Origin of the sequence: Desulfobotulus sp., from assembly GCF_034006065.1 — a bacterium.
Classification (GTDB): Bacteria; Desulfobacterota; Desulfobacteria; order Desulfobacterales; family ASO4-4; genus Desulfobotulus.
In genome coordinates, this window is sequence record NZ_JAVETM010000015.1 from 30,423 (window position 1) to 47,854 (window position 17,432).

General features: G+C 55.4%; 17 protein-coding genes. 16 read left to right on the forward strand and 1 reads right to left on the reverse strand.

Translation table 11 applies throughout. The annotated features are described in order from the left end of the window. The first annotated feature begins 24 nt into the window (after positions 1–24). The 7 genes from RBR60_RS07600 (at position 25) to RBR60_RS07630 (ending at position 4,288) form a co-directional block, all read left to right on the forward strand. The gene (locus tag RBR60_RS07600) at positions 25–750 is read left to right on the forward strand and encodes a hypothetical protein (RefSeq protein ID WP_320355353.1); all 726 of its coding nucleotides are present in this window, start codon (positions 25–27) and stop codon (positions 748–750) included. After that, positions 737–934 carry a hypothetical protein gene (locus RBR60_RS07605; protein ID WP_320355355.1) on the forward strand — a complete coding sequence of 66 codons (198 nt, stop codon included), beginning with the start codon at positions 737–739 and terminating at the stop codon, positions 932–934. Before RBR60_RS07600 ends, RBR60_RS07605 begins: the two co-directional genes overlap by 14 nt. 15 nt (positions 935–949) lie before the next feature. Then, on the forward strand, positions 950–1,300 hold the full coding sequence (locus RBR60_RS07610) for an STAS-like domain-containing protein (RefSeq protein ID WP_320355357.1): 351 nt from the start codon (positions 950–952) through the stop codon (positions 1,298–1,300). Next, positions 1,300–1,917 carry a PIN domain-containing protein gene (locus RBR60_RS07615; RefSeq protein WP_320355359.1) on the forward strand — a complete coding sequence of 206 codons (618 nt, stop codon included), beginning with the start codon at positions 1,300–1,302 and terminating at the stop codon, positions 1,915–1,917. The genes RBR60_RS07610 and RBR60_RS07615 overlap by 1 nt, the downstream gene beginning before the upstream one ends. A gap of 100 nt (positions 1,918–2,017) precedes the next feature. Further along, positions 2,018–2,341 (forward strand): hypothetical protein, encoded by a 324-nt coding sequence (locus RBR60_RS07620; RefSeq protein ID WP_320355360.1) that lies wholly within the window; start codon positions 2,018–2,020, stop codon positions 2,339–2,341. 28 nt (positions 2,342–2,369) lie between these two features. Next, positions 2,370–3,407 (forward strand): 23S rRNA (adenine(2503)-C(2))-methyltransferase RlmN, encoded by a 1,038-nt coding sequence (rlmN, locus tag RBR60_RS07625; RefSeq protein ID WP_320355362.1) that lies wholly within the window; start codon positions 2,370–2,372, stop codon positions 3,405–3,407. A gap of 29 nt (positions 3,408–3,436) precedes the next feature. After that, positions 3,437–4,288, forward strand: coding sequence for a rhomboid family intramembrane serine protease (locus RBR60_RS07630; RefSeq protein WP_320355364.1), 852 nt, complete (start codon positions 3,437–3,439; stop codon positions 4,286–4,288). A gap of 12 nt (positions 4,289–4,300) precedes the next feature. On the opposite strand, the gene RBR60_RS07635 is transcribed toward RBR60_RS07630, so the two are convergent. Beyond that, positions 4,301–4,732 (reverse strand): NUDIX hydrolase, encoded by a 432-nt coding sequence (locus RBR60_RS07635; protein WP_320355368.1) that lies wholly within the window; start codon positions 4,730–4,732, stop codon positions 4,301–4,303. A gap of 134 nt (positions 4,733–4,866) precedes the next feature. Between RBR60_RS07635 and RBR60_RS07640 the strand changes: the two genes are divergently transcribed. The 9 genes from RBR60_RS07640 (at position 4,867) to RBR60_RS07680 (ending at position 17,398) form a co-directional block, all read left to right on the forward strand. Continuing rightward, positions 4,867–5,538 carry an ABC transporter ATP-binding protein gene (locus tag RBR60_RS07640; protein WP_320355370.1) on the forward strand — a complete coding sequence of 224 codons (672 nt, stop codon included), beginning with the start codon at positions 4,867–4,869 and terminating at the stop codon, positions 5,536–5,538. Beyond that, positions 5,522–8,020: an ABC transporter permease gene (locus RBR60_RS07645; protein ID WP_320355371.1), complete on the forward strand. Its 2,499-nt coding sequence runs from the start codon at positions 5,522–5,524 to the stop codon at positions 8,018–8,020. Before RBR60_RS07640 ends, RBR60_RS07645 begins: the two co-directional genes overlap by 17 nt. Positions 8,021–8,043: 23 nt before the next feature. Next, positions 8,044–8,721, forward strand: coding sequence for an arylesterase (locus RBR60_RS07650; RefSeq protein ID WP_320355373.1), 678 nt, complete (start codon positions 8,044–8,046; stop codon positions 8,719–8,721). Between the two features lie 257 nt (positions 8,722–8,978). Further along, complete coding sequence (locus RBR60_RS07655; RefSeq protein ID WP_320355375.1) at positions 8,979–9,836, forward strand: hypothetical protein; 858 nt, start codon at positions 8,979–8,981, stop codon at positions 9,834–9,836. A 17-nt stretch (positions 9,837–9,853) separates the two neighbouring features. Next, entirely contained in the window at positions 9,854–12,184 is a 2,331-nt protein-coding gene (locus RBR60_RS07660; RefSeq protein ID WP_320355377.1) for a hypothetical protein, read from the forward strand. Positions 12,185–12,442: 258 nt separating this feature from the next. After that, positions 12,443–12,754, forward strand: a complete 312-nt coding sequence (locus RBR60_RS07665; protein ID WP_320355379.1) for a hypothetical protein — start codon at positions 12,443–12,445, stop codon at positions 12,752–12,754. Positions 12,755–12,942: 188 nt separating this feature from the next. Continuing rightward, positions 12,943–13,710, forward strand: a complete 768-nt coding sequence (locus RBR60_RS07670) for an ABC transporter ATP-binding protein (protein WP_320355381.1) — start codon at positions 12,943–12,945, stop codon at positions 13,708–13,710. Continuing rightward, positions 13,707–16,298, forward strand: coding sequence for an FtsX-like permease family protein (locus RBR60_RS07675; RefSeq protein WP_320355383.1), 2,592 nt, complete (start codon positions 13,707–13,709; stop codon positions 16,296–16,298). Before RBR60_RS07670 ends, RBR60_RS07675 begins: the two co-directional genes overlap by 4 nt. Then, positions 16,295–17,398 (forward strand): lipocalin-like domain-containing protein, encoded by a 1,104-nt coding sequence (locus RBR60_RS07680; RefSeq protein WP_320355385.1) that lies wholly within the window; start codon positions 16,295–16,297, stop codon positions 17,396–17,398. The genes RBR60_RS07675 and RBR60_RS07680 overlap by 4 nt, the downstream gene beginning before the upstream one ends. The last annotated feature ends 34 nt before the right edge of the window (positions 17,399–17,432 follow it).

Sequence of the window (17,432 nt, forward strand, 5' to 3'; positions counted from 1 at the left end):
ACCCATGGGAGGATGCGGGAGCGTATGACAGAGAAGGTCATTGAGATTCCAACCCTGAACGATGGCCCGCACGATTTTGCCCGTCTGTTTGGGATCTGGAAGGCGGTGAACCAGAACGGGGGGAATGTCCGTTTCGATTTTTCCCGCTGCAACTTTCTGAGGCCCAATGCCGTGGCTTTTCTCGGTGGCCTGGCGCGGCTGATTGAGTCCCGCAGGGGATCGGTGCTTTTTGACTGGCATACGCTGCGTAATCATGCGGTGATGGTAAATCTTTGTCAGAGTGGTTTTGCCGGAACCTTTGCCTATCCGTCCTCAGGGTGGGACGGGAATTCCATTCCGTATCGGGAGGATAAGGGGCTCGATAATAAGGTTCTCGATATGAATGGCATTATGGATTATCTGACCTACGGCTGGATCGGCAGGGGGTGGGTGCATGTCAGTGATCGGCTGCGTGACGCCATTGCCGGGCGCATGTGGGAAATTTACAGCAATGCCATTGAACACAGCGGTACCAAGATCGGTGTCTTTTCCTGCGGCCAGCATTATGGGCGGCAAAACGACCTGATCCTTTCCGTTGTGGATTTTGGTCGAGGAATTCCTGCCAATGTGCGATCCTTTCTCCGTCAGTATGTCGAAGAGTCTCTGGTTTCGAGGCTTTCAGGTGCGGCATGTCTGAAATGGGCTTTTGGACGTGGCAACAGCACCTGTGCAGGTGGTGTTGCCCGTGGACTTGGTCTTGACCTGCTTTAAGGAATTTGTCCAGCTGAATCAGGGAAAGCTTGAGATCTACAGCAACGATGGTTATGCCATTCTTGCCAAAGACGGAGAAAGGTTTGAGAATCGTGACATCTCGTTTGAAGGTACGGTGGTGCATATCACCCTGCGCTGTGACGAGAAGCTCTACCGGTTCCGTGAGGAAACGGACAGCCTTTAAGAGGGGAGCAGATTTATGGAACTATCCATCAGGGATCAGATTGGTCCGCGCTGCATCATCAGGGAGGATGGACAAAGGATTTATGATGCCATTCATGGGCCGCTTAAAAGCGGTGAAACCGTTATCCTTGATTTTGAAGGGGTGAACCAGTTCGCCTCTCCCTTTTTCAATTTCGCCATTGGACAGCTGCTGAAGGACATCTCCGAAGACGAGCTGCATCGTCTGCTGCAGATGGAGCATCTCAATGAGACCGGCAGACTGGTGGTGGAACGGGTCATTGAGAATGCCGCCAGGTACCACGGTGACAGAGATTACCGCAAGATCGTGGATGATATTCTGGAACAGCAGGCCAGGGAGTCGGGCTGATGGCAATCCACTATACTGTGCGGGCCAAGGTGGTGGACATCTGCGCTGATACCCCGAAGGCTGCGGATGCTTTTCTGGTGGACAGCAATGTCTGGTATTGGATGACCTATCCCAATGCCACCTCACACGTTCCAGCACAGATTTCCGATTATCCGCGTTATCTGAACAATGCTCTGGAGGTATCGGCCAGGGTTTTTCATTCGGGCCTGACTTTGGCGGAACTGTCCCATATCATCGAAAAGACGGAACGTGAGATTTATGAGCGTAATATTCGCAACAGCATCCGGCCTAAAGAATTCCGCCATAATCTGGCCGGGCAGCGTGGACGTGTTGTGTCTGAGATACAGGCTGCCTGGGCGCAGGTGACCAGTCTTGCAGAGCCTCTGGCCCTTACCATTGATGGAGCTGTGAGCGATTCCGCTCTGAAGCGGCTGCAAAGCGAATACGTTGATGGCTATGATCTTTTCATGCTTGAATCCATGGGGCATCATGGTGTGGCTCAGATTATTACAGACGATGGCGACTTTGCTACCGTACCCGGCATTCAGGTTTTTACGGCCAACCGGAATGTTATTCAGGCTGCGAAGTCTCAGGGAAAGCTTGTGCTTCGTACTTAGATGGGAGCAGTCTTGTTTTGCATTTGCTTGTTATTGAAAATAAAACAACATGTTATATGTTTTTTTTGTATCGGGAATCCTTAGGAGAGGTTTTTTGCATATGGAAGTGACCCTGAATTTAAATGAGGACCTTGTAAAGTGGTATCAGAAGCGCTCGGCAAATTTTGGCCTGGATCTTGAGGATCTGGTGGATTTTGTGCTGAATGCCTATGCCAAGAAAACAGACCCAAAAAAAACCGCAGCCATCCCCTGCCGGGCACGGGCGGCTTCCGGCATGAGCGAGGCCGAGGCCCTGCAGTATGTGCATTTTCCCCTGGAAAAGCGTCTCTGGCATGATGCAAGGAAACATGCCGAAGAAGCGGAGATGGATGCCACGGAGTTTCTGACCCGCATGATCGATGAGTTTCTTTCCGGGCGGGCCTGAACCCTCACTTTTTTCCGGCGGGTATGCCATGCATTCACTTTTTTCCATGACCTGCGGGGATCTTGAAAACTGGCTGCGGCTTCACATGGGTAAGGGGGCCTTTCATGCAAAGGCCATTTACCGTGAGGTGCTGGATCTTGGAAATCCCGACTTCGGGGGACTTTCTGCCTTTGAAAAATCCGGGGATCTTGCCTTGCGCATTGCAGGAAAGCTTGAGATTCCCGAAGCCCGCATTGTGGAGACCGCAGGCACGGAGGATTCTTTTAAATTTGTGACAGCCCTTGAGGACGATCTGCGCATTGAGTCCGTGATTCTCACCATGGACCGTCACGAGACCCTCTGTGTTTCCACCCAGGTGGGCTGTCGGATGGGCTGCGCTTTCTGTGAGACCGGCACCATGGGGCTCATCCGCCAGCTGAAAACAGAAGAGATTGTCCTCCAGGTCTTTTCCGCGCGGCATCAGCTGAAACGGCCTGTCCGGAATGTGGTGTACATGGGCATGGGCGAACCCCTGGATAATCTGGATGCGGTGCTGAAGGCTGCGGAAGTGCTGGCGGATCAGCGGGGTTTCAACATTCCTTTGCGGCGTCAGACCCTTTCCACGGTGGGACTTGTGCCGGGCATGGAAAAGCTTGGGGCAAGGAGGCTTAAGAACCTCCATCTTTCCGTGAGCCTCAATGCGGCCACCAATGCTCTTCGGGATGTCCTCATGCCCGTGAACCGGGCCTTTCCCCTGGAAAGGCTTAGGAAAGCCATTGAGGATTTTCCCCTGCCTCCGGGCGGAGCCATTCTCCTTGCCTATGTGCTCATCCCCGGCGTGAACGACAGCCGGGAAGATGCCAAAGCCCTCACAGCCTTTGCCTCAGGGCTTCCCGTGCGTATCAATCTCATTCCCTACAATCCGGGACGGGAGGGAAAGTGGCCTGCAACGGAGGATGAAGACATTCACCGCTTTGGCGCTCTTTTGTACGAAAAGGGACTTTTTGTGCGCAAGCGCTGGAGCCGGGGCAGGGAGGTGATGGCGGGCTGCGGTCAGCTGGGGGGCAGACCGGAGAGCGGGGCTTGAAGCAAAATTCCGGGTGAAAAGGAGGATTCATGAAAGAAAACAAGGCCATGATGTGCCCACGGTGCCGCAGGATGCTCAGCCGGGACGAGGCCATCTGCCCCTGGTGTGGTCAGAAGCAGCCAGGCCACTGGTTCAGTGTCCAGCATATGGTGGCGCGCATAGGACGACCCGGTGAGGCGGTGAAGGGGCTGCTCTGGGTGAATGGAATTTTTTTTCTGTTATCCCTGCTGCTCAACCCCGCAGAAACCAAGTGGACGCTCAATCCCTTTGCAGCCCTTGCGCCGGATACCCGGAGCCTGCTCATGCTGGGAGCCACAGGCACCTGGCCTGTCCTGAAACATGGGGACTGGTTTACGCTCGTCACCGCAGGGTTTCTTCATGGTGGTCTTTTGCATCTGCTTTTTAACATGACAGCCCTTTACCATGTGGGGCAGCTTGCAGAAAGGGTTTTTGGCCCCTTTCGTATGCTTCTGATTTATCTTGTCAGCAGTGTCGCGGGTTTCGCCCTTTCACTGGCAGGGGGGGTAACCCTTACCGTCGGAGCTTCCGCCGCCATCTGCGGGTTGATCGGCGCTCTTTTGTACTACGCGAAGCGGCGAGGGGGCTTGCATGGCAGAATCATGTACAAACATACCCAGGGCTGGGTCATCGGACTTGTGGTTATTGGCTTTATCATGCCAGGAATCAATAATTGGGGGCATGGCGGCGGGTTGGTGGCCGGTATTGTGGCCGCAGCCCTGCTGGGATATTCGGAAATCCGGCGCGAAAAGGACAGACTTCGTCTTTTTGTCGGGATCCTGGCCCTTGCCGTGCTGGCTCTTCTCATCTGGGTGGCCATCACAGCGCTGATTTTCCGGGGGAGTCTGGGAAGGCTCATTTAAGGCAATTGGGATTTAAGCTCTTTTCCCGAACCCGAAAACCGCAGCCAGCATGTTCCGGGTATCCGGTGAAACCGCAAGCCCTATGAGTTCTTCCTCTGAAATCCATGCAGCCTCCTTTGCATCATCACCGGCGCAGAGTTCGCCTCCCAGATAGTGGCCCAGGACATCCACAATGAGATAGTGGTGCAGCAGACGGCCTTCGGCGTCGCGCTGGATAAGATCCATAACCCAGACCACGTCTCCTGCCCGGATGCGGATGCCCGTTTCCTCAAGGATTTCCCTTTCCGCCGCCTGGGCGTACCCTTCACCGAGTTGCATTCTGCCGCCAGGGATGGTCCATAAACCTGCGGCAGGTGCTTTTCCCCTTTTCACAAGCAGAACCCTTTTCTGATGGAACACCACAGCACCTACGGCGGGTACGGGGTAAAGGAGGTCTTTTTCCATGAAAATGTCTTTCTTTGCGGGCTGTTCATTGTCTGGGAAATTGTGCATACTTCCCCTGTAATGCATCCGGGCTTTTGTGGCAAAAAACTTTGTACGTCACGTTTACCTGTGAAGCAATCCCCATTGGAGGCTTTATGATTCTGGCCCAGGGCCTTGAAAAGTCCTACGAAGTGGATGGACGCAAACTGCCCGTTGTGCGTCCTCTGGATCTGCATATCCGCGCAGGAGCATTTGTGGCTATCCAGGGTCGCAGCGGCTCGGGAAAAACCACCCTTCTGACGCTGCTTTCCGGTCTGGATAAGCCCACGGCGGGCAGGCTGATACTGGATGGAGAGGACATCACGGACTGGCCCGAATCCCGCATGGCGGCCTTCCGGAATGGAAAAATCGGTTTTGTGTTTCAGGATTTTCACCTGATTCCCGGCATGACGGCCTTTGAGAATGTGCTTTTTCCTGCGGAACTGGCAAAGGAGCCCAAGGCGGCCTTCCGTGCGGAAATTCTTCTGCGTCAGGTGGGCCTATGGGAGCGCAGGGGACATCTGCCCCGTCAGCTTTCAGGCGGGGAACAGCAGCGGGTGGCCATCTGCCGGGCTGTGGTGAACCGACCTAAGATTATTTTTGCCGATGAGCCCACGGGGAATCTGGATTCGGGAGCGGCAGAGGATGTGATGTCTCTTCTTGTGGACCTGCAGGAGCGGGAGGGCGCTACCCTGGTGGTGGTGACCCACAGTCGGGAAGTGGCGGAAAGGGCGGATCGGCTCATCCTTTTGTCCGACGGAGAGGTGCGCCATGACAGTGCTGGCTAGGTTTCTGGGGCCTGTGCGGGCGGAGTGGCGGCATGCGCCGAAAACCGCTTTTTTGTTTTTTGTCTGTGTGGCTCTTTCCGTAGCGGCCTTTTCCGGCGTGGAAAGTCTGCGCATGGCCGCAGACCGCATGCTGCGGCAGGAGGCCAAAAGTTTCATTGCTGCGGACATGGAGGTGCGTTCGGCCTTCAACCTGTCGGCTTTGGTTCTGGAGAGGGCCACCCGCCTTGAAGACGAAGGACGCATACGCACGGCCTTTGCCACGGAGTTCATGGCCATGGCCCTTCCCGAGGAGGGACGCCCCACCCTGGTGGCAGTGAAGGCGGTGTCAGAGGGCTATCCTTTTTATGGCCAGGTGCGTTTGCGTTCGGGCCGCCCCCTTGGGGAAGTGCTGGAGAAGGGAAGCTTTCTTGCAGATCCCATGGCCCTGCGTCGCATGGGCGTGAAAAGCGGCTCCATGGCTCGGCTGGGGGACGGAGTTTTTATGGTGAAAGACGCCGTTCTTGCGGAGCCGGATCGTCCCATTGACATGGTGGGGCTGGCGCCCAGAGTTTTCATCCCCCACGAAGACCTGGAGCGAACGGGGCTTGCGGTGACGGGAAGCCGGGTGCGCTATCGCCTTCTGGTGGCCCTGCAGAAGGAAGAGGACAGGGCCTGGGTGAAAAAAGAGCTTGGCGAGGTGCTGTCGCCTGGCGTTGAAGAGCTGCGGACCTATGAAGATACGGGCTCCCAGGCCCTGCGCTGGCTGGATTCCCTCTTTTATTACCTTCGGCTTTGCGGCATGGGCATTCTGGTCCTGTCCGGTTTTGGTATCCGGGGCAGCCTTGTGGCGCTTTGGATGCGTAAGGAAAAGGGAGTCGCCCTGATGAAAACCCTGGGCGCAGGGCCTTGGCGCGTGGGCGGGCACATGGCGCTTTTTCTGCTAAGCCTTGTTATTCCAGCCCTTTTTGTGGGCTGGTTGGCAGGGTACGGACTGGCCCTTGGCATGGGGGCTCTGATGGCGGATGTGCTGCCCAGGGGACTGGATGTGGCGCTGTCACCGGAAACCCTCCTTACCACCTTTGGCGTGGGCTTTGGATTCACCTTTCTTTTTTCCATCCTGCCCTTCAGCCGTATGGTGCGTACCCCGCCTGTGCGGCTTTTGCAGCAGGGCGGGGGAGGGCAGGGAGCGGGGCGGCTGGCACAGGGGATTTTCTGGGTGGGGGTGATTTTTCTTGTTTTTCTTGCAGGCCGGATGCTGCAGCAGGCCGGAGGCAGCCGTATCCCCATCCTGATTCTCTTGGGGTTTTCTTCGGGTACCGTACTCTGTGCCTGGTTGCTCGTTGGGCTGGCGCGCCGTTTTCCCGCCCAGGGAGCCCGTCACCGGGTGGTGATGCAGGCCCTGAAGCGGCCCGGCGCAACCCCTGTGGCCACGGTGGCGTCCATGGCCATTGCCACGGGCATGGTGCTGGCCTTAGTCCTCATGGAACGCAACCTGACAAGACTTTTTCTGGAAGCCTTTCCGGAAAACACCCCAAGTCTGTATGTCATTGATATCCAGCCGGATCAGAAAAAGGCTGTGGAAGCCTTCGTGGGGCCGGACGCCCTTTTTTTTCCCATGGTGCGGGCGCGGGTGATGGCCGTGAACGGAAAACCCATTGATGCGGCTGTGGAAAGAAAGAAAAGAGGGGACAACCTGGGCCGGGAGTTCAGCCTCACCTGGCATGGGCTGATGGAGGATGAAACCCTTGTGGAAGGACGGTCTCTTTTCAGGGAGGATACGGACATGCCTCAGGTTTCCATCCTGGACTATATCCGGGCCACCTATCCCTTACGTCTGGGGGATCGTATCACCTTCCGCATTCAGGGTGTGGAGATGACGGCGGTGATCAGCAGTGTGCGTAAACGCAAAGATGGCAGTCTGAGGCCTTTTTTTGTCTTTAACTTCATGGAAAAGGATCTTGTGGATGCGCCCCACACCTTTTTCGCCGCCCTTTCCGCGGACAGGGAAGGACAGGAAGTGCTGGAGCGCCAGCTTGCGGAAAATTTTTCCAACATTCGTCTCATTGATGTCCGGGACATGATTGAACGCCATGCAGAACTTGCCCGGCAGATGGCTGTCCTTTTGCGGGCCTTTTCCATGGCAGCCTTTGGCGCAGGGCTTCTTGTCTGGCTGGGGGGCCTTTCCGCCACTGCGGCGGAGCGGGAAAAGGATGCGGTTTTACTGCGCATTCTGGGGGCAGACCATCGCTTTCTTCTTGGAACGGGCATTATGGAAACCGGGGTGCAGGGACTTTTTGCCATGATCCTCGGCATGCTCATTGCCCAAGGGCTGGCGGCCTATGTGGTGATCCGGGGTTTTGGCCTTTCCTATGATCCGGAAATCCTTCTTATGCTGGGGGCCGGAATTCTGGCACTGGGAGTGATGGTCCTGCTGGGGCTGGTGGCGGCCCTGCCTTCCATGGGAACACGGCCTGCGGATGCGGTGCGGGCAAGGGAGAGATGATGCTTTCTGAAAGGAAAACCCTTATGAAACACGTTTTTTGGGGCATGCTGCTTTGTTTTTTTCTCATCACATCCTGCGGGCAGAAACCCGATGCCGAGGCAGAGCGGCGGGAAAGGCCTGCCCGCATGGATACCTACACCCTCGTGGCCATGGGCGACAGTCTCACCGAAGGCTTAGGCGTTCTGCCCGATGCTTCCTATCCCGCCCGCCTGGAGGTCGCATTGCGGGAGAGGGGATGGCCTGTGACCGTGATCAACGCCGGGGTCAGCGGAGAAACTTCCGCAGGCGCTCTTTCCAGGGCGGACTGGATCATTCATCGCCTGAAGCCTGACCTTGTGATTCTCGTGACAGGGGCCAACGATGGTCTGCGGCGTCTTCCCGTGGATGCCATGGAGGTCAACATCCGCGCCCTTCTGAATCGCTTTGAAGAGGCGGGAGTTCCTGTGATTCTTGGGGGCATGCGGATGTTTTTCAATCTGGGTCCTGCCTATGTCCGGGAGTTTGAGGCCGTTTACCCAAGGCTTGCCAAGGAAAAAAAGGTGGACCTCATTCCCTTTTTCCTGGAAGGCGTGGCAGCCTCACCATCCATGAACCAGCCCGACGGCATCCATCCCAATGCCGAAGGGTACGGGGAAATCGTGCGGCGCATTCTTCCCTATGTGGAAAAAGCCCTGACCCGGCATGCCAGGTCAACCCCATGATGGAAGACCTGCCAGGATTTTCGGATGCGCCCTGAAAAAAACTTCCCATCTTGTATCTCTCCTGAATCTGTGGCATATACATACCGTATCCCAATTCATTTCTGTCTGATGTGTGCGCTGTTCCCATGGGTTTCCAGAAGGAGGAGAAGGCTTTTGTACGCGAAAGTCCCCATCATTTTTCCTTTCTGCAGGCCCTGAAAGGCATTCAGGTTCTGTATCCATGGGGCGCACAAACCATAAAGGCAAAGGAGGGTCGTATGGGAAAGAGAACATGGTGGGTGGTGTGTCTGGTTGCGTCCATGGCACTGGGCGGGGCCACGGGGGCATGGGCGGGAAGCCGGGAGGCTTCCTTCGCCCTTTTTAAGCGCTCCATTTCCCCTGTGTACCATTGGGGAGAAAATGGATTGATCACCGTTCCCAAAGCCGTGACTCTGGGCAAGGGGAACATCTATCTTGCGGGATCGGTTCAGGACGCCGGAAAACTGGAAGGGGATAACCTGTATCTGACGGCAGCCACCATCATGGCGGGAACGTCGGAGGATGTGGAGCTGGGCTACACCCGGCGTCAGTTTATCTGGGATAATTTCGATAAGACAGACCTTGAAATGGACACCTTTCATTTCAAGGCCAGGGTTTTTCACATGACGGATCACTATATTCCCCAGCTTGCCGTGGGAATCCATGCCGTCTCCCTTTCGGACAACGAGTTTTCCTCCAAAGATGAGATTCTGTTCAACCCCTACCTTGCGGCAACCATCCAGGTTCCCCTGGGAACGGAAAAGGCCATGTTTTCCGTCACCGGCGTTGCCGAAGTCCTGTACAATGAAGGCGAAAGCGGCGAAGCTTTTTTCAGTGCAGGCGCGGATCTGGTACTCTGGGAAACCCTCTACCTTGTGGCTGAGATTCAAGGGATCAACCGTGACAAGGAAGATCATATTGTCAATTTCGGGGCTAAGCTTAAATCCGGATGGTTCAGCCTGGGCGTGAGTCTTTTCAACGCCCTGGAAGAAAAAGCGGCGGAAGATAAGGGGAAAAAGGAAGACAACAGCTACTGGATGGGGTATGCCGCCGTGGAAATCCCCCTGGGAAAAATCTTTGGCGGAAAAGACCGCTGAAAAAGGGGAGGTGAAAAATGAAACGTCACATGAATGCCGCCTGTCTGGCTCTGATCTTCATGGCCCTGTTCCTCAGCGCCTGCAATACCCGACCCATTCTGGGGGACAAGATTGTTACCCTGTACAATTCCGAGTTGCAGGAAACCAAAACGTTTGCGCCCATGGATACCATGTATGTCCGGGTGGCGGGTCTGGGACCGGAAAAATATTATGCGGTTTTTGTAACGGATGCCCAGGGGCGGGAGATCACCCGCATTGAGGTGCAGAGTGATGAGAGGGGACTCATTGATCAGGTTCCTCTCTGGTATGACATGGGTCTTTACAGGGAAGCCAAGGATAAGCCGCCCGTAGTCCGGAAGGTCGGAGATGTGGACATCGAAGCTTTCCATGTACGGGTAAAAAGTCTTTCAGACGGTCAGACCGATTTCCGCCAGCCCATGTGGATCCGTTTCAAGAAAGATCCCAACCAGACCACCAATCCCAAGCCCGTTGTGTATGCGGTGTACCGGGATTCGACGGATGGAAAGTTTTACCCGGAAAACGCCTTTGAGGAGAGCCAAAGCCGTAAGCCCAATGGTGTGGATCCCAGCGATAAGACAAAGGTCTATGTGGAAGCGCGGCGAATTCCTGCGAAAATAGGCCGTCGGGATATCACGCAGGTGGATTTTTATGTTCTGCCCTTTCATGGCGGTTTATTGGAAAACGGTGCTGTGCTGAAGAGTGATATTGTGAAAACCGTTGCTGTAGAGACCAACGCTCAGGGCGAACGTTTTATTGAAGGGGCTTTGCTCTGGGATCTGAACGAGGGGCCCAAGCTTGTGAATCCCCATGAAGACAATATGGCCTATATGATTGTCATGGACGTGGACCAGAATGGTCGTTTTGACCTGGGCGTGGATACAACCCGGGATGGCCTTGTGGATGATTACATTGACGGGATTGATGGCATGGGGGTACCGGGTTTTATCGTTCTGAATACCCCAGCCAATGATCTTTTCATCATCATCAGGGATGAAGCCGGGAACGCGGTGAACGCGATCCCGGAAAGAAACAACGAAAAACGTCTCTTTTTTAACATGGACAACATCGTTTTCCCGCAGCAGAACCCTCCGTTGGGTGGGGATCTGATTGGTATTCTTTTGAGAAACCCTGATGGCGATCTTATTTTAAACCGTAAGGATATTCCCGTACAGGCCGCAGCAGGTCTGCGTCTTCTTCCCTTTGTGGAAAATGTGGAGTTTCTCAATACAAAAACCATAAATCAGGATAGCCACACCTATAAGCACCCTTCTCCTTCTGGTGATCTGAGCGCGGATGTTCTTCTGGATCTGATTGTGGATCTTAACAACAACGGTGCCTATGATGCAGGCGACATCCTCATCAAGGATGCGGTGCGTATTCTGTATGTGGAGCGCCAGCCTGAATACAGCACCTGTGCGGACGCAGCATGCAGTCAGCCGACGCAGTTTTTTGATGAATCCAATACGAAAAATGGTAAAACTTTTGTTTATCTGAAAGTACACAACATGCCGTCAGGCGCTTTGCCCTATGATATCCATGTGGTTCGGCATAAAAAAGAATGGAATCCGGGAGATGCCATCACAGCTCGCAGACTTTCGGTTCGGGATCAGGAGGGCAGCGGTGTGATTCCCGTCTGGGATCTCAATGGGGAACACAAGGTGATCAATCCGAGACCCGAAGACAGCAGCTATGATCTTATCATCGACAGAAATCGGAATGGGGTTTTTGATGGGGATGATAAGGTGCTGGGGATTGTGATTCTGAATACGGAAGCCAATGGCCTGCCCCGGGTTTCTTACGCCAACATTGCTTCCGGTGGGGTTTTTGGGAATACCTGGCAGCAGCACTGGACCGTATATTCCGAATACTGCGATTACAGGGATCTGTTCCAGGCCGATGGCAGAGGCACCAATCCCACAGGAGGCGGGTATGGGGTCAAGGCAGTCTTTAATCCCTATTTCAGGTGGTTTGACAATCCCAATCCGAAAGAGGAGATCGCCGGTATTTACTATGGAAGCTATGTGGACGTGTACATTGTGGATGCAAAGACCTTTGATCTCAGCCAATATGGACACGCAGGAGAACTGAACGACGCTGTGGATGTGCGGGGGCGTAAATCCACCCTTGCCATCCAGCCGTCCTGTTACAATGGCGCTGGCATGATGACCATCTGGCGTGCCCCCATGAAACCGGGTAAGTATTATGTGATCGTGGATGTGAATCGCAACGGCCGCATTGATGAAGGCGTAGACATCATTGACGCGGTGAACCAGCAGGGACGAACCATTGTCGAAGATGCCAGCATTGTGGGTTTCAGTGTGGAATAGGTAAAGGGCGTTTCCCTCCGCGTCAAGCGGGCGCGGAGGGAAACCCTTCCAGAATTCTGTTGCGGTGTGGGAAGCATGGGGATTTTGCGTAACCCCCATTTTTTACCGGCGTTCTTTTCGGCTCACCTTTACAAGCAAGAAAGGAGGTCTTAATTTTTCGCCAGTCCTTCGGTTGCTCTGTTCTTCTGAGTGACCCGATATCTTTCCTTCCTGTTCTTTTCCCTCCAAGAATTCTTACCCCAAGCAAGGAGTACCACCATGGATGTCAAAGACTACTGCAAAGGTACGGAAATGGAACTCACCGCATGGAAAGCCAAGCTTTATGACATGATGCGGAAATTCGACCGTTTGGCTTCCGCGGACAAGGAAAAGGTGACCCCGCACATTGAGGATCTGCACATGATCGTGGCGGAGCTGGAAGATCGTATTCACCAGCTTCGCTATGAATGCCCTGCACAGTGGGCTCCGGTGAAAGACCGCATTGATGAAGCCCACGTGGATATGCGGGGACGCTATGAGAAAACCATGGAAGAGATCGGACGGTATGCGCCGGTGTCCATTGCCGGATAAGGGGTTTGTGGTAAATTCTTAAAAAAAAATGGTTCGGGCGGGAAGGCGAGGCCTCCCGCCTTTTTAGCAGGAAAAGAATGATTTCATGCTGCCCTGCCGGGATTCTGAGGGCGGATCAAAATCAACAGTGGGATTTTTTGAATCCATTGTAAGAAAATCTTATCCGTAAAAAGAATAAAGGAGGCCCCATGCGTGTGCAGGAAGGCGGGGAGGCAGGTGAGGGTTCGGCCATGCCCCTGTTCAGGGCGGAGTCTTCTTCTGTGCTCCGGAGGGGTGAAGGTCCTCTGGTTCAGGCAAGGGCCCTGTGCCGTCTCTATGGAGGAGGGGAAAAACCCTTCATGGCCCTGGATCATGTGGATCTGGATGTGGAAAAGGGCGCTTTTGTTCTTTTAAAAGGTCGCAGCGGTTCCGGAAAAACCACCCTCCTGTCTCTCCTTGCCGGTCTGGATCGGCCGGATTCCGGAACCCTCCGCGTGGGCGATCAGGATCTTTCCTCTGGCCTGAATCCGGATCTGGACAGCTTCCGTCGCCATGGGGTGGGGGTGATTTTCCAGACCTTTAACCTGCTTGCCACCCTTTCTGCGGAGGAAAACGTCCTTCTTCCCGCCTTGCTTGCGGGCAGAAGGGAGGGCGAGGCGAGAAAAAAAGCCAAAACCCTGCTGGCATCCCTTGACATGGGCCATCGGGCCCTGCATCTGCCCGCAAAACTTTCAGGCGGAGAAATGCAGCGGGTAGCCCTTGCCCGCGCCCTGATCAATGACCCGCCCCTGCTCCTTGCGGATGAACCCACGGGGAACCTCGATGAAAAAAACGCCATGGCCGTGATCCGTCTGCTGGCGGATCGGGTAGAAGAGGGACGGACCCTCATCATGGCTACGCACAGTGATATGGCCGATGCCTTTGCAAGCCATGTGATTCACCTTGTGGACGGCGGGATCGGAGGAGGTCCGGGATGAGAGTCTTTTTTTTTCTTTTGTTCCGGGTTTCTCTGCGTCATTTGCGCCGTCAGAGGGTGAGAACCTTTGCGGCCCTTTTCGCCATTGCCCTGGGGGCCTCGGTTTTTTCAAGCGTACGCATGGCCATTGATGGCGCAGGGGAGGCCTTTTCCGCATCCATGGACCGGATTACAGGCTTAGCGGAATTTCATATCACATCCGGAGCCGAAGGGGTTCCGGAAGGGCTGGTGGCAAGCCTGGTACACCATCCGGATGTGCGGGCCGCAGCACCCTTTTCAGTCGTGCATGTCCAGGCCCGCAGGCAGGAGACAGGAGAAGAGCGCCCCTTTCTGCTCATGGGGCTGGATCCCTTTCTGGATCCACCGTTCCGAGCTTGGCGTCCGGATGGGGAAGCCGGAGGGGGGATTGCGGAGCTTGTGACGCACCCCGGAGCCCTGCTTCTCACCGAAAGCCTGGCCCATCGCCTGAATCTTGAACCGGGCGATGCCTTCACAATCCTGCACGGCGGCAGACCCGCAAGGGTATTTGTGGCGGGCATTCTGGTGGACGAGGGGCTGGCCCTGGCCGAAGGTGGCGGCCTTGCCCTTGGGGACTTGGCCACTTTCCAGGAAAGTACCGGTCGCATTGGCGTGGTGGATCGGGTGGATCTCATCCTTCGGCCGGGTGCGGCGATCCACCGCATCCAGGCCCTGCTTTCGCCGGATCTTACGCTGAAGCCCGCGTCGGATTTCCGGAACACAGGTCTTGCCATGGTGCGGGCGTACCGCATGAACCTGCTTGTGATGGGCTTTGTTTCCCTTTTTGTGGGGATGTTCCTTGTTTATAGCGTGGTTGCTCTGAACGCCGCATCCCGCAGTGGGGAAGTGGCCATGCTCCGGGCCTTAGGGGTTTCCCGCAGTCGTGTTTTTCTGCTTTTTCTGACAGAAGGCCTGATGCTGGGGCTTTGGGGCTGGCTTTTTTCCCTGCCCCTCACCCTGCTGGCCTATCCTTTTTTGCAGGAAGGCGTGGGCGGAACGCTTTCCACCCTGTTCTGGGGAAGTAGGGCTGGTGCGGCCTTTGCGTTTCGTTTTCAGGATTTTTTTCTCACCCTGGGCTTGACGCTCCTGGTGTCTGCCCTTGCTGCCCTGCAACCGGCCTTGCAGGCCATGGGACTTTCTCCCAAGGGGGTTCTTGCAGTATCGGATATTCTGGGCGGGGGAGAAAAAAAACAGGCGCGATCCCTGATGCTGGGCCTTGCACTCTGGGTTCTCGTTCCTTTTTTTTCAAGGCTGCCCACTTTCTGGGGCTTGCCTCTTGGGGCTTACCTTGCGGCCTTTTCCCTTTTTGGCGGAACAGCTCTTTTCATGCCGTGGTTTTTTGCCCGGATGGGGCCGGGGTTGGCCCGTATTCTGGGCCGTGGTTTCGGCCCTTCCGCCTTTCTTGCGGGTCGCCAGTTTCGGGAAAGCGGAGGCCGCATTGCCCTTGCTGCCGGATCGCTGACCACGGCGGTGGCCCTCTTTGTGGCCCTTTCGGTCATGGTGACCAGTTTTCGGGAGACGGTGCGCACCTGGGTGGAGCAGAGCATAGGGGGAGACTTATTTGTGCGGCCGAGAATGGCGGAGTGGAATGGTTACCGCTATTCCCTGGGATCTGAGGTGAAAAATCGGCTTGAAGGACTTGATGGCTGGGATCTTCTTTCCTATCGCAGGATTCACCTTGAACAAGGAGGGCTTGCCTTTGACCTGGAGGCCATGGACCTTGAGGTTCTTTTCCGGCATGGGGATTTTCTGGCTGTGTCCGGTGATCCCAGGACAGTTCTGAGTACGAGGGACGAAGGCCCCCTTGGCCTGCTTGTCTCGGAACCCGGCTTGCATCTCCATGGCCTGGCGCCTGGCATGCGGCTGGAGTTTGTGGTGGATGGCAAGCCCGTTCTTTTTGAAATCAAGGCTGTGGTTCGGGATTTCCGAACCCGAACCCTGGCGCTTTTTTGTGACAGAGAGGCCCTTTCCCGGAAAACGGGACGGGATATCATCTCCGGTGTGCGACTTTTTGCAAAAAAGGAAAGGAACCTGAACGCAAGAGCGCTGGAGGCGGAGACAGGAGGTCTGCAGAGTCGTCTGTTGGCGGATTTTGGGGATGAGATTGAGGTGGCAGACGGGCTTTTTCTGAGAAAAAGGATTCTTAAGATTTTTGATGAGACCTTTGCCATTACCTTTGTGCTTCTCTCCATGGCCCTTGCCATTGCGGGACTGGGGGTGGCCACTACCCTCACCCTCAGGGTGATGGCAGGCAAGGTGGGGTTTGTCACCCTGAAGGCCCTGGGAGCTTCGCGGTCCCAGATCCGCGGTATGGTGCGCTGGGAGGCGAGCCTTTTGCTGATCTTCTGTCTTCTTGCGGGCCTTGGTTGCGGTGCTGTGCTTTCCTGGCTGCTCATCCATGGCGTCAACCGCCAGTCCTTTGGGTGGACCTTTATCGTAAGCCTTGATGTTCAGGGATTGATTTTTGGGCTGGGTCTGATTGCAGGCGCAGGATTTCTCGCCGCAGGCCCTGCCATTGCCGTGGCCCTGAAAGCCCGGCCAGCGGACGCCCTTCGGGAGGGAAATGGATGAAGATCATCGGAATATTCTGTCTTTGCCTTCTGCCTTTCTGGACCTTTGCCAAGGACTTTCCCAGGGTGGAGGGCCCATGTGACCTGCGTTTTCCTGAAGATCACGGTCCGCATCGGGATTTTCGTACGGAATGGTGGTACTACACGGGAAATGTTCGGACGGAAGCAGGCCGGGATTTCGGGTATCAACTGACCTTTTTTCGTTCCCGCCTCGTGGCTCCAGGCCGGATTCCACCGTCTGAAAACCCCTCGGCCTGGCGCGCGGAAGAGGTATGGATGGCCCATGCCGCGGTCTCAGATATGCAAGGAAAAAGGCATGTCCATGCCTCACGACTTATGCGGGAAAATCCTGGCCTGGTGCAGGTTTCCATGGAGAAAGGACATTTTACCCTGACCATGGGAAGCTGGCGTCTGGGGCTGGGTGAAGGGCGGCACACGCTGACGGCGGAAAGTCCGGATTTTGCCTTTCACCTGGATCTGGTTCCGGAAAAACCTTTGATCCTGCATGGGGAAGGGGGATACAGCCTCAAGGGAAACGCACCGGAAAGGGCGAGCTGCTATTATTCCTTTACCCGGCTGCAAACAGAGGGAATGGTGGAGATGGGCGGGCAATCCTACCGGGTGAGGGGGCTTTCCTGGATGGACCATGAATTCTCCTCAGAACCCCTGGACCCGGAGGCCGTGGGCTGGGACTGGTTTTCCATCCAGCTTGCCGATGGGTATGATCTGATGGTTTTTCAGGTACGGGCCAAGGATGGCAGCGGCCTGATGACATCGGGAACGCTTGTGGATCCGGAGGGAAAAAGCCTTCCAATCCCCATGAAAGATGTGGCATTATCGGTTTTGTCCACATGGCGCAGCCCTGGGACGGGAGGGCTTTATCCCGCCTCGTGGCGCCTGAAGATTCCCACCCTGGATCTTGTTCTCTTCCTGGAAAGCCGTCTGGAAGATCAGGAAATGCGTTCTCAGGAAACGCCGGGCAGTGTGGTGTACTGGGAGGGCAGCATTGCTGTTTCGGGCAGGCACAGGGGAAAATCCGTGAAAGGACAAGGCTATGCCGAGTTAACGGGCTATGCGGGGTCCCTGGCGGGACGACTGTGAAAAGCGTTTGATTTTTTTTAAAAAAGAGGAAGGT